Source organism: Bifidobacterium leontopitheci, from assembly GCF_009193355.1.
In the GTDB taxonomy this organism is placed as follows: domain Bacteria; phylum Actinomycetota; class Actinomycetes; order Actinomycetales; family Bifidobacteriaceae; genus Bifidobacterium; species Bifidobacterium leontopitheci.
This window is the reverse complement of sequence record NZ_WBVT01000018.1, coordinates 1-13,518: the sequence shown is the minus strand read 5'-3', so window position 1 is coordinate 13,518 and position 13,518 is coordinate 1. Positions and strand designations below refer to the sequence as shown.

Annotated in this window: 5 protein-coding genes; 2 read left to right on the top strand and 3 right to left on the bottom strand. The window is 61.7% G+C overall.

Translation table 11 applies throughout. From position 1 onward, the window contains the following. Positions 1–27: 27 nt before the first annotated feature. On the bottom strand, positions 28–579 hold the full coding sequence (locus tag F7D09_RS06560) for a YbhB/YbcL family Raf kinase inhibitor-like protein (RefSeq protein ID WP_152234611.1): 552 nt from the start codon (positions 577–579) through the stop codon (positions 28–30). 427 nt (positions 580–1,006) lie between these two features. Next, the gene (locus tag F7D09_RS06555) at positions 1,007–6,871 is read right to left on the bottom strand and encodes a glycosyl hydrolase family 95 catalytic domain-containing protein (RefSeq protein ID WP_152234610.1); all 5,865 of its coding nucleotides are present in this window, start codon (positions 6,869–6,871) and stop codon (positions 1,007–1,009) included. A 714-nt stretch (positions 6,872–7,585) separates the two neighbouring features. On the opposite strand from F7D09_RS06555, the gene F7D09_RS06550 reads away from it, so the two are divergent. Beyond that, positions 7,586–10,078: a KAP family P-loop NTPase fold protein gene (locus F7D09_RS06550; protein ID WP_193312367.1), complete on the top strand. Its 2,493-nt coding sequence runs from the start codon at positions 7,586–7,588 to the stop codon at positions 10,076–10,078. 620 nt (positions 10,079–10,698) lie between these two features. After that, a complete protein-coding gene (locus F7D09_RS06545) occupies positions 10,699–13,209 on the top strand; it encodes a transglycosylase domain-containing protein (RefSeq protein WP_152234608.1) in 2,511 nt (836 codons plus the stop codon). 61 nt (positions 13,210–13,270) lie between these two features. Here the strand turns inward: F7D09_RS06545 and F7D09_RS11425 are convergent. Beyond that, positions 13,271–13,518, bottom strand: a 248-nt coding sequence (locus F7D09_RS11425) for a hypothetical protein (RefSeq protein ID WP_226836034.1), incomplete at its 5' end; no start/stop codon positions are given.

Sequence of the window (13,518 nt, the reverse complement as noted above, 5' to 3'; positions counted from 1 at the left end):
TGCGGGGCATTCGGTCAAAGCGGCCGCTCACGCCTTTCCGGTTATGAACATACCACCTTGGTCGGGGGTTTCGTCGAGGTTGCGCAGCGCGTGGAACAGCTCGTTGAGCCAGAACCCCTGGTTGAGGCCGGGCAGCGGCTCCTTGGTGGCCCACACGTGCAGCGCGTAGTCGTGGTCCTTGTCGGGCGGCTGGGGGCCGTTGTAGCGCATGGTGACCTGCGGGTTGCCGCTGTTGACCAGCTTGCTGGCGGCGGACGTGCGGCCCTGCACGGCTTCGGGGATCATGGCGGGCATCTGCCGGGAGAAGTCCGGCGGGATGGCGAGCGCATGCGCGTCGTTGAAGTCGAACATGAGCGCGTCGATGGGCAGGTTGGCGACGGTCCAGTGGATCCATTCGAACCCGCACACTGGAATCGAGTCGGGATCGGTGAACGCCCAGTGCAGGTAGTGCGCGTCGGGGTTCACCGAGTCGATGTAGAAGGGGAAGGAGATGACGGGTACGCCGTCGGTACGGTATGCGGGCGCGGCGGCTTTGGCGAAGTCGTCCGGCATCACCGTGAAATCTGCGGAAATCTTCATGGTTCCAGTATCGCGCGGTTGTGTGGCGCGTGCAACCGGGGGCGGGGACGGGACGAACCCGCTTGCGAACGGCTCTGGGCCGGGCAGCGCACGCTCCGGAACCACGATTCGGCTTTGCTACGCGCCTATTCCGGAGTAGGCGGGCATTGCCTCAGATATACCACGAAAACCCGTATATAAGAATGGCTTGATTCCGCCAGTCAGCATGTCGTTTTACCCGCTGATACCAGCAGTGATGCCCGTCTACTCCGGAATAGGCCTCAAATCAGGCCTATTCACCCGCTCGAGCGATGACGACGGGCAATAACGACCCCCGACAACGGCAATGGGCCCCTTCCAATGTGGAAGGGGCCCATTGCCCATGTTGCCTACGTCCGTTCGGTCAGCAGGTCAGCGACCTGGCCGGCCGAACGGCGGTTCGCATCGCTCAGGCGCGGCGGCGGCGCATGAGCATGACGCCCGCGCCAGCTGCGGCGAGCAGCACGACGGCGCCCATCGCGACGCTGACCGCGGCGCCGGTCTTGGACAGACCGCCCTTGGCCTCAACGACCTTCACCGGGTAGGTGAGGTCGAGGATGTCGCCGTTGGCCATGGTGTAGCGCACGACGAAGCTGTCGGTGCCGGTCTTGGCGCCGGCGGTGTAGACGAGCTTGCCGTCCTTGCCGATGGTCACCGTGCCGAGCTTGCCCTGCTTGAGGATGGAGCGGGTCGCCCAGCCGGCCACGGCCTTCGGTTCGCTGATGGTCGTGGCCTTGCCGGCCTCGACCGTGGAGAGATCCGTCTCGCCGTTCTTGTAGTTCGGCTTCGGCGTCGGCTTCTCGTTGTCCTTGGCCTTGACGGTGATGACGATCGAGCCGGACACGCCGGAACCGTCGTTGGCGGTCGCGGTGATGGTCACCGTACCGGCCTTCTTGGCGGTCAGCTTGCCGTTGGCGTCGACCGTGGCCACGGACTCGTCCGAGGACTTCCACGTGACCGTCTTGTCGGTCGCATCGGCCGGCGAGACGGTCGCGGTCAACTGCAGGTCGTTGCCCTCGGTGACGGTGGTGATGCCGCCCTCGCTGGTGACGACGACCTTGGTGACCGGCGTCGGCTCGGGCTCGGGCTGCTCCTTGTCGTTCACGGTGATGTCGATCGAGCCGGACTTGCCGGAGCCGTCGTTGGCGGTCGCGGTGATGGTCACCGTACCGGCCTTGTTGGCGACGACCTTGCCGTCGGCGTTCACGGTGGCCACGGAGACGTCCGAGGACTTCCACGTGACGGTCTTGTCGGTCGCGTCGGCCGGCGTGACGGTCGCGGTGAGCGTCTGCTCGCCGCCCACGGTCATCGTCTTGTCGCCGGTCACGGTGACGGACTGGACCGGAACGGTCTCCGGCGCCTTGTCGGAAACCGTGATCGTCAGCGAGCCGGACTTGCCGCCGGCGGTCGCGGTGATGGTCACCGTGCCGGGCGCGACGGCGGTCACGACACCGCTGCCGTCGACGGTCGCCACGGCGGCGTCGGACGTCGACCACGTGACCGTCTTATCGGTCGCGTTCTCCGGCGTGACGGTCGCCGTCAGCGTCTGCTCGCCGCCCACGGTCATCGCCGCGTCACCCTTGACGGTGACGGACTCGACCGGGACCGTGCGCGCGGTGACGGTGATCGTGTGCGAGCCGGACTTGGTCGCGTCGGCGTTGGAGGTGGCCGTGATGGTCACGGTGCCGGCCTTCTTCGTGGTGACGACGCCGTTGCCGTCCACAGTCGCGACGGACTCGTCGGAGGACTTCCACGTGACAGACTTGTCGGTGGCGTTGTCCGGGGCGACGGTCGCGGTCAGGGTGACGGTGTCGCCGGCGGTCGCGGTGTCGGCGCCGGTGACGGTCACGCCGGTGACGGGCACGTTGACGACGGTCTTCTTGGTGATCGTGTAAGTCGCGCCCTTGGCGGTGTCGAACACGAGCAGCGAGGCGCCGGCCTCGTTCTTCACGGTCTTGGATGCGACCGCGTTGCCGTCGGCGTCCTTGACCTCGTAGTTCGCGGCGTCGCCGGCGGTGATCTTCACGGCCGCCTGCTTGCCGTTGTTGGAGGTGAGCTTGACCTCGGTGGCCGCGCCGTTCGCCCACGTCACGTCCACGCCGAAGTTGCCGCGAGCGACCAGGCCCTTGATGGAGCCGGAGGACCAGGCGTCAGGCAGGGCGGGCAGGATGTTCGTGTAGTTCGCGTACGTCTTGCCGTCCGTCGCGGTGAACGTGGAGTTGGACTGGACGAGCATCTCGTTGACACCGGAGGTGTTGCCGAAGTTGCCGTCGATCTGGAATGGCGGATGCGCGTCGAACAGGTTCGCGTACATCGCGCCCTTGAGCTGCAGCTCGATCAGCTTGTAGGCGTGGTTGCCGTCGCCGGTGCGCGCCCACGAGTTGATGCGCTGGCCCACGCCCCAACCGGTCGCGTCGTCGCCGCGCTGGGTCAGGGAGTACTTCGCCGCGTCCATGTACTGCGAGTTGTCCACGGTGATGAGGTCGCCGGGGAACAGGCCGAGCATGTGGGACAGGTGGCGGTGGTGCAGATCATAGCTCGGAATGGCGGAGCCGTCGGCCTTCTTGCCGAGCTCGCCCTCGAAGTACCATTCCTTGATCTGGCCGGACTTGCCGACCTCGATCGGCTTGAGCAGGCTCTTCGCGCAGGACCACGAACGGTTGGCGTTCGCGTTGGTGAACGCGCCGGAATCGTCCTTGGCCCAGTTGTCGGTGGAGCAGTCGGTGGTGTCGCCCACCAGGTTGTCCGGGTCGCCCTTGGCTTCGGCCGCCTCGATGGCGTCGTTGAGCATCTGCCACACGAGCGAGTTCTCGTACGTGTTGCCGTCGGTGCCGACCGGGCCGTGCTCCGGGGAGTAGGCCACACCGGTGGTCAGGCGGTTGCCGGAGCTGGAACCGGCCTTGTGCAGCATGTAGTTGACGTAGAAGTGCGACTCCTCCTTGAGCAGCGCGTACACGCGGTCAAGCAGCTTCGCGTCGCCCGAGTACTCGTACGCCTCGTACACGTTCTGCAGAATCCACGGCACGGCGGCCGGCGACCAGCCCCACGAGAACGTGTAGCCGGGGGCGGTCCAGCCGTAGGCGGTGTTCTCGGTGTGGGCCATGAAGCCCTCACCCTCGCCGATCGGCGTGTTCGCGTCGGCCGTCTCGGCGCCCGCGTAGACCTTGGCGGTCACGCGGCCGGGCTTGACGAGGCCCTCCACGTACTTGATGAGCGGCTCGGCCAGCTCCCCGAGATCCGAGGAGTAGGTGGGCCAGTAGTTCATCTGGAGGTTGACGTTCATGTGGAAGTCGGCGTCCCACGGGGTGCTGCCGTGGCCCTTGTCGCTCGCGGTGACGGACCAGATGCCCTGCAGGTTGCTGGGCAACTGGCTGTTCTCACGCGAGGAGGCGATGGTCAGGTAGCGTCCGTAGTTGTAGACGAGCGTCTCCAGCTCGCGCTTCTGCGCGTCGGTGGCCTTGCCGTTCTTGTACGCCTTGAGCAGCTTGTCGGTGGCGATGGCGCCCTCGGAGCTGTGCGTGGTCTGGCCGAGGTCGAGCTTGACTCGGTTGTAGTACTTCGCCTGGTCGGCGAGGTGCGCCTTCTTGACTTCGGTGTAGCCCTTGTTGGCGGCGTCCTGCACGACCTTGGCGACGCGGGTGTCGACCTGGGCGGCGGTTTCGCCGGTGCGGTACTTCGGGTACTCCTGCTTGTAGTCGGTCGCGGCGGCGATGTACAGGGTGACGTACTGCGCGTCCGAGATCTTCAGCGAAGTGCCGTCGGCGCCCGTGGAGATGGTGCCGTCGCCGTTGTCGATGACGGCCTTGACCTTCGCGTTGTACAGCAGGCCGTTGCTGCCGAGCGCGCCCTTGACGGTCAGGGTGTCGCCCTTGACGGTCGTGGTCTCGCCGTTCTTCGACCAGCCGGTGTTGGACGGCAGGCTGACGTTGAGGTTCAGCTTGCCGGCCTCGCTCGCCTTGAGGCGGGCGACCATGACATTGTCAGGGTTGGAGGCGAAGAACTCGCGGGTGTAGGTGACGCCGTCCTTCTTGAACGTGACGTCGGCCTTGCCCTTGCTGAGGTTCAGGTCACGCTTGTAGTCGGTGACGGTCGCGTTGGAACCGAAGCCGTAGTCGAGGTAGAGGTTGCCCCAGTTGAGGTAGGAGCCCTTCTCGTTGTCGTTGAGGCCGCCGGTCAGGTTGCCCGGGTTGACGGTCTCGGCACCGTTCTCAAGCTGCTTGTTGAGCGTGCGCAGGGTCTCGCCGTTCTTGCCGCGGGACTCCTCGTTGCCGCCGTTGTAGGTGGCCGTGGAGCCGGGGCCGCCGGACTGCAGTGTCTCCTCGTTGAAGGTGACGCGCTCCTTGCCGACCTCGCCCCAGACGGTGCCGCCGAGCTTGCCGTTGCCGATCGGCAGCGTGGTCTGCTGCCAGCGGTTGTTGTCGGCGTCGCCCATCCAGCTGCCGGCCGACATGCTGGCGTCGGTGCCGGAGGCCGGCTGCTCGTACCACAGCCAGTCGTCCTTGCTGGTGTCGCCGTCGCCGCCGTCCTCGACCTTGGCGATGACGTACGTGTTGAACGAGGTGGTGATCTCGGGATCCTTGTTGTAGGTCACGGTAATAGGATAAGCGCCGATGTTGCCGCCGTCGAACGCGGAGGAGTCGACCGTGTACTCGCTGGCGTCCAGCACCTTGGTGGTGCCGTCGGCGGTGCTGGTCGCGGAGACCTCGAGGCCGGTGCCGTCGTACGTCTCGTTGAGCTCGTACTTGACCTTGGGCAGCTTGGTGATGGCGAGCGTGTACGCCTTCGGCTTCTTGGTGACGGACAGGGTGGGGACCATGTCGGCGGTGGCGCCGGTGACGCCGCCGGCCGCGCCTTCCTTGCTGGCGAAACGCACGTCGGACTTCTGGGTCTCGCCGAGGGCGAAGGTAATCTTCTTCTTGCCGGCCGCGAACTGCTCCTTAACGATGTCAGTCACGTCGAAGATGACCTTCTGGGTCTTCGCCGGGTCGACGGTCATCTGATCCGAATAGGTCGTAGTGCCGTAGTCGAACTTGTGGGAGGCCGCCACCTTGGCGTCGGCGCCGACCGTGAAGTCCGGGCGGTTGGCCCACGTGGCGTTGTCGGTGTCGCAGGCCTCGGTGCCGGTGCACTGCGTGTCGTCGACGGCGGTGACCTTGACGGTCTCGTTGGTCGAAGCAGCCGCCTTGGTCACGTAGCCGAGGTAGGTGAGGGCGAGGGTCGAGTGCTCCGGAGCGCTGGTGTACTCGGAGAGGTCGAACGTCATGAGGCCCATCTTGCCGTCGGTGGTGTTATTCGTGTCAGAGGACTTGAACTTCTCGCCGAAGTCGCCGCAGCCGTCGGCGCCACAGCTGGCGTCGTTGGGCTGAAGTGCGCCGACATACGGCTTGGTGTTGTTCTTCTGCGTCTTCTCGCTCATCCACGCCTGGAGGGTGGTGTCGGCGGAGGCCTTGACGGTGTCCTTCGGGCTGGTAGTGATGGTCAGTTTCGGGGCCATGTCGGCGGTGGCGCCGGACATCGAGGAGGCGCCCTCGGTGGAGGCGAAGCGGACTTCCTTCTGCTGCGTCTCGCCGACCGCAAGGGTGATGACCTTATTGCCGTTCGCGAACTGCTGGCGGACCATGGCGGTCACGTCGACGGTGACCTTGGCGGTCTTGTTCGGATCGACGGTGATGGAATCGCCGGAGTAGTAAATGCCGGTGTTCAGCTTGAACGGAGCGGACTCGGCAACCCACGAGGTATCGGTGATGGAGAACTTCGGCTTCTGCGCCCACGTGGCCGTCGCCGGAGCGCACGAGGAGGCGTCGCCGGTGCAGTTCGTGATGTCGACGGGCGTCACCTTGATGGTGTCGGTGACGTCATCGCCAAACGTGGTGTTCGGACGATAACCGAGATACGTCATCTCAAACGTGGCCGAGTCGGGAGCCGAGTCGTAGTCGCTCAGGTCGAACGACAGCAGGCCGGTCTTGGCATCAGTGCCGTCAGCCGTGTCAGAGGACTCAAACTGCTCGCCGAACACGCCCTTGTTGGCTGCCTGGAGTGCGCCGACATACGGCTTCCCGGCCATGGACTGGGTTTTTTCGCTGCCCCACGACTGCAATGTGGTGTCAGCGGACGGTGCGACCGAAGTCGTGGTCGACGCCGACGTTCCCGGGGTCGGCGTCGTTGCGCTGTCGGCCGCATTGGCCGCAGCGGGCAGTCCGACCAGCAACATGCCGGCCGTCGCGGCCGATGCCACCCATGGCATCAGACGCGAAGTGATGCTTCGTTGTTTCATATATGAATCTTTTCTCCTATAGCCGCCAGCAGCTCTGCCGGTTCCTATTAATATATACATTGTTTACTAAAAGAATCAAGTCGTGTATTTCCTAGTGTCTTGGCCGGAAATCAGCGGTTTTACGCAAGGTTGACGTGGGTTTGCCCCGCATTTAGGTAAACATTCTTGACAAAATAGGCTTCAGCATTCGGCATCCCACGGAATCAACCCCCACATCCCGCCGTCGCTTCCTTCTCGGCTGAGTGTCTGCCGCCAAAGCCAACTACCCCGCCCTCGGCGGAAGCCGGCTAAGCGAAACCGACCATCCCACCCCTCGGCCCTCTCGGCGGAAGGTGACTCAGACGGCGGCGTGATATGGAGCAGGCGTCTCGCCCCTCGCCCCCTCGGCGGAGGGTGCTGTCGGCGAAGCCGACTGTCCCGCCCTCGGCCCCCTCGGTGGAGGGGGCTGTCTGAGCGAAGCGAAGACTGGGGGAGCGCCACCCGCTTCCGCCAATCTCGAACACTATTCCGTATTCTTAAGGTGCCGAGCACGCAACACCCCCCTATGCCAGCGCCATCGCCACCGGTATTCCGCCGTTTTCAGCGGCGCAATTGTCCACCCAGCTTCGATGGCCACCTAAGAATACGGAATACCGCGCAAACCAAGCCGTTTCCCTTCCACCGACGGCATCCAAACTGCGCTATGCTTAGCAACCAAGCAGAATGGGGGCAACCATGGCCAATGAGACAGCATCCGAGCAGCCGATTATGCTGGCAGATGACCAGCCGATCAGCAAGCAAAGTTCGCCAATCGGCACGCACAAACTCAGCGACCTCGACCATTTCGGCCGCGACAAGCTAGTCAAAGGCGTAGCGAACCTGCTTGAGCACAACGTCCCGGAACTCAGCAGCATGGTTTTCGGCTTGGAAGGCCCCTGGGGCTGCGGCAAAACCTCGCTCAAAAACATGGTTATCGAGCAGTTGGGCAACGACTGGAGCAGCAATCACGGAATGCCGTATCCGGTAATCGTGGATTTCAACCCATGGATGTTCTCGAGCACTGAGAATGTAACGGAGATGCTATTCGCAACTATCGCCGAGACTATGAAGGGCAAGCAATCCGAATTGAAATATGCCCAAGAGAACAAGCGCGAGAACGCGGAGAAAACTACCGGCAAGATAGCCGACATAACATCTGCCGCCAGCCGCATAGCAGCAACAGTAAGTCCGGATCCAGCGGTCAAAGCCATTGCCGCTGCCATTGGAGCCAGCGTTGACGGCTTCAATAAGATACGCAAACTGCTGAAAAGTGATCCAGACCATCCGCTGGCATTACCGCAAGCACATGACGAGCTAGTGAAACAACTGAAGCTCGAGAGCAACCAGTTCCGCATGTACGTGTTCATCGACGAAATCGATCGGCTGGATGACCAGAGCATCATCAATATCTTCAAATCGCTCAAAGCCGTAGGCGATTTGCCACGCACAGTATATATCCCGATTTATGACCGTCGGATTGTGACCAAGGCGTTGGCGCAGGCGTCACGATTCTCTGGCTCGGATTATCTCGACAAAATCGTCCAGATGCCCATCACCATGCCGGCGGTGCCAGTGAAAGCTGCAACTCGTTCTCTAGACGACATTTACTGGGATGATATCGACCACAATGGTTTCCCAAGCATCAGTGAATGTGAGCTACATGAGCAAACATTGAGCACATATATCACCAACAGACGGGACGCAAACCGACTACAAAATGCGTATGCATTATATAGTGCCGTAATGGGAGACGAAACCAACTCCATTGATCTATTCGCCATCACCGCTATTGAAACCTTCCACCCGCTATTAGCACAGTGGATCCAGAGGAACAAACTGACGCTGACGGGCGATGACGGATCCACCAGCTACACGAATATCGACAAGACACTGGCAAAGTACTATGCCATGTACGGAGAGTCTACGAACGACTACAGAACTAGCGCTGAATCCTCACTGATACATCTGCTATTCCCCAAAGGTCTGCGCACAACGGACCCGGACTCCAATGAAGAATCAGAAAACCCAGAAAGCCGCCGCATCAGATTTCCGCAACACTTCGACACATATTTCACTCTCGCGCCAAGCCTAGGAGATGTTCCAACACGAAGCGAAATTCGTCACTGGCTATATGATACATGGGAGCAAAAATCATCCGATCATGATTTATCTCATATCGACAAGAACGAGTTCCTCCGCATGGTGCCTCATGACAGTCTGCGCTGGTACATTCGACAGAACCCGATTTACAATCAGGAATACGTTCAGAAACTATTGGACGCTTATCGCGTCAATTACCCAAATATCGCAGCAAATGCGTATGAAGACACTGGGCTTGTGATACGTAAGCACATTGACATGGTTATCTCTGCATTGATAGAGCATGCTGACGCCAAGACCATGCTGACCTATGCAAGACATTTGAAAGACTCCATAAATGCCGCAACGATTGATACAATTTGGCCTGCTCTCATACAGCTTCTTCATCTCGAATCGGAGCTGAAAAACAATCCACGCTTGGTAGTCAATGATTCAGCCAACACTCTGGACGCATTTGACCTCCAAGGGGATCTCATCGCATCCATACCTGCAATGATTGACCAGTGTATTCAGAAGAGTCTTGACCTTCATGAGCTCAGCAGTCACGATCTCAGAATAATGCTGAATGATTGGAATCAGAATGGACGCATATCAAAGGTTGCGGCAAACAGCAGCAAGCCATGGAAGCATCTCGCCCTGTTTATGGCTTATGTATTGCCATCCTCAAGAAATGATGAGCTTATTATTGCCGCTTCACAAATGCCGTCAGAACTTGCAAAAGAATATAATCATACGGCAGGAGAGAATAGAGCAGATGGCCGTATGTGCACTTCAAAAATCAAGCCGACTGATTTGGAAGAGCCCCTTAATCACGCTCTTTCCAGCACTGATATTCCATCAGAGTGGACGCTGGATGATTTTCAGAAGATCGCCGCGCTTCATATGTGGGAGAGGGAAACCCGGCTACAGAAGAATGATGGATTGCCTATAAGCAACTCACGGGAAGCCCACGGCACAATTCATCCTCATGCCGTGTGGGTAGAGAACCGGAACAGGAAACCAGCAGTGGTCATCAATATGAACTATGCAATGAGCACAGTGGATACGCTGGAAAAACTGCAGAAAGCCGGCAATGGGCATTCGGCCTGATCAGCTGTCGCGATTGAGCGTGGGACGCGGGGCGATTTTGGGGGATTATTGCGCCGCGTCCCACGGGACGGGGTGCGGGATGGGCTGAAAACCGGCGAAAAGGGCGTATTTCGTGGGACGCGAGGGTGAAATGGAGAGGTTTGGGGCTCGCGTCCCAGGGGTGAATGGGACGCGAGGGGAAATCGGGCGATTTTAGGGTCGCGTCCCACGGCGGATTGGGACATGAGCCCTTGCAAGCGGTTACATGCGGTTGTGTACCGATCCGGGGCTAGATGGCGGCGCAAAGCTGGCCCGGTTCGGCCGTTCACCGTTCATGATTTGCGAACCTCCGCAAATCACGAACGGTGCGGATGTGCGAGTGAACATGGGGAAGCGCAGAATCCCGCCATTCCGCATCACACCTATGTGAGATTATGTGCGGTTTGGCGTTCACGATTTGCAGGGCCGCGCAAATCGTGAACGGGGACGGAGCCGGGAACCACCCCACCCCCTACTTACACACCCTCTGATAGGGTCGGGGGACGCCGCAAGCGGCATGGAATGTAAAAAACCGGGGCAAATGGGTGCATATCACCCGCCGTTACCGGTCACATCAACACATCAGGGGCTACGGTAGAAGCATGGTTTCACACAAGCGCAACGCACACACGGGCAGAAGCATGACGTCAGGCCGCACCGGCACAGGCGCGGCGGCAAGCAGCGTCCCACTGCCGCCGCGTCGCGCCGCAAGCGGCCGCCGCCGAAGCAGCAGCACGGCCGACGCATACACCGCCGCACCCAGCCGCCGCCGCACATCAGCATCCTCGTACGCCGCCTCGCAACCGCTGCGCTCCACCCGCGCCCCCGAAGGCGCGCACCGCGGCGGCGGCAGCCACCGCGCTCCCGGCTCCAAGGGCCCCAAGGCGAAGGGCCGCAAGAAGCATCTGCTGCTCAAGTGGATGCTCGGCATCATCGGCCTCGGTCTCGCGCTCGGCATCGGCGCGTTCGCATACCTCTATATCACCATCGAGATCCCCCAGCCGGAGTCCATCGCACTGGCCGAAAAGACCAGCATCTACTACTCCGACGGCAAAACCAAGATCGGCACGTTCGCCGAGCAGAACCGCGAGATCATCGACTGCTCGACACTGCCCAAGTACGTCGGCCAGGCGGTCGTCGCCTCCGAGAACCGCACGTTCTACCAGGACCGCGGCATCGACCTCAAAGGCATCGCCCGCGCGCTCGTCAACAACGTGACGAAAGGCACGCGCCAGGGCGGCTCGACCATCACCCAGCAGTATGCCGAACGCTACTACTTGGGCGAAACCACCACGTACATGGGCAAGCTGAAGGAAGCCATCCTCGCCGTCAAGATCGCGCAGTCGCAGAGCAAGGACTCCGTCCTGTGCAACTATCTCAACACCATTTATCTTGGCCGCAGCGCGTACGGCATCCAGGCGGCCGCGCAGGCGTACTTCGGCAAGGACGCGAAGGATCTGAGCGTCGACGAGGCGGCCATGCTCGCCGGCATCATCCCCTCCCCCAGCAACTGGGACCCTGCCATCAACCCCACGCAGGCGACGTCACGGTTCAAGCGCGTCATCAACATCATGAAGGAGGACGGCTACATCACCGCCGCGCAGGCGAGCAAGGCCACCATGCCGAAGACCGTCACCACCAAGCTGCAGAACATCTATCAGGGTCCGAACGGCTACCTGCTGCAGATGGTGCGCCGCGAGCTCATCAATTCGAAGGCGTTCACGCAGGACGACCTCGATACCGGCGGCTACACGATCATCACCACGATCGACAAGTCCAAGCAGGACCTCATGTACCAGACCGCCAGCCCCACGAAAGGCAACACGGGCATCCCCGACGGCGTGCAGACGGGCGGCCTGTCGGTCAACGTGAAGGACGGCTCGATCATCTCGCTGTACGCGGGCGAGGACTTCCTCACCAAGCAGCTCAACAATGTGACCGACGCCACGTACGAGGTCGGCTCGACCATGAAGCCGTTCACGCTGCTGACCACCGTGCAGGCGGGAGTGAGCCTCGACACCGTGTTCAACGGCAATTCGCCGCGTGACTTCCCCGGCCTGAGCACGCCGATGTCGAACTCCGGCAACGCGAGCTACGGCTACATCAACCTGTATCAGGCGACCGCCAACTCGGTGAACACCGTGTACATGGACCTGCAGCAGCATCTCGGCGGACCGACGATCATCAAGACCGCACAGACCGCTGGCGTGACCGGCAAGATCGCGAACGACGCGTACGTGACGCTCGGCAACTCCGGTCTGAGCATGATGGACATGGCGCGCGGCATCTCCACGATCGCCAACCAGGGCAAGAAGCCGACGCTGCACATCGTGGCGAGCGTGAAGAGCAGCAGCGGCCAGGAGCTGTACAAGACGCCGTCCGCCACGGAGCGCGTGTTCGACGCGAACGACACGGGGCTCGTGGTCAAGGCGATGGAGGGCACGATCCAGTTCGGTACCGGTTCGGCGGCGAACGTGATCGGCAAGACCATGGCCGGCAAGTCGGGTACGGCGAACGACAACAAGGCGGTGAGCTTCATCGGCTTCACGCCGTCGACGCTCACCATGTTCGCCATGTGGAACCAGGGGCCGAACGGTGAGGCGCTTGAGGTGCCGACCATCAACGGCTACTACAAGGGCATGGGCTATCCGGCGGTGCTGTTCACGAGGTACATGCAGACGGCTCTGGCGAATGTGCCGGACGAGAAGTTCCCGGACGTGACGGACAGCGGCACGGTCGGCGGCCCGGACGGCACGTGGGGTCTGGGCAAGACGTCGTGGACGTCGCAGGGTCAGGCGCAGCAGACGCCGCAGAAGACCGACGGGTCGCAGTCGAAGGACGGCGAGACAAGCGGCAACTCGTCCGGTTCCGGCAGCGGCGACGGCAACGGGTCGGGTTCCGGCAGCGGCTCAAACGATGGGTCAGGGTCGGGTAACGGCTCCGGCTCCGGTTCCGAGGGGACAAGCGGGAACGGATCGTCGAGCGGCAGCGGCGACAACGGCAGCTCCGGGAACGGGTCGTCAGGTGAGGGTTCCGGTTCCGGCGACGGGTCGGGTTCCGGCTCGGGTGAGGGTTCCGGCAGTGGCGGCAACGCCGATGCCGTGGATGAGTGATGATTGGGCGCGGGTGACGACGTGCTGGGCGCGGGTGGCGCTCCCCCAGTCTTCGCTACGCTCAGCCAGCCCCCTCCACCGAGGGGGCCAAGGTCCAGGACAGCCCGAAGGTGACGGCCAGCTCGGTTCCCGTCAGAAGACCGTCACTCTGCTTGCCCTTGCACGGTGACGCACCCGAGAAAAGATAACGCCCGAAGTTTTGCGCACTTTGGTTCTGGCTTGGGTTGAGAACATGGCCCGTGTCCTGTGTACGATTTTCAGTCGCCAAACATAGAAAACCGCGATTGGAAGCGAGGACACAAGCCATGT

Excerpts from the sequence above, each read along its gene's own strand:
- F7D09_RS06560 (WP_152234611.1), bottom strand. The coding sequence starts at position 579 with ATGAAGATTTCCGCAGATTTCACGGTGATGCCGGACGACTTCGCCAAA.
- F7D09_RS06550 (WP_193312367.1), top strand. The coding sequence starts at position 7,586 with ATGGCCAATGAGACAGCATCCGAGCAGCCGATTATGCTGGCAGATGAC.
- F7D09_RS06545 (WP_152234608.1), top strand. The coding sequence starts at position 10,699 with ATGGTTTCACACAAGCGCAACGCACACACGGGCAGAAGCATGACGTCA.
- F7D09_RS06555 (WP_152234610.1), bottom strand. The coding sequence starts at position 6,871 with ATGAAACAACGAAGCATCACTTCGCGTCTGATGCCATGGGTGGCATCG.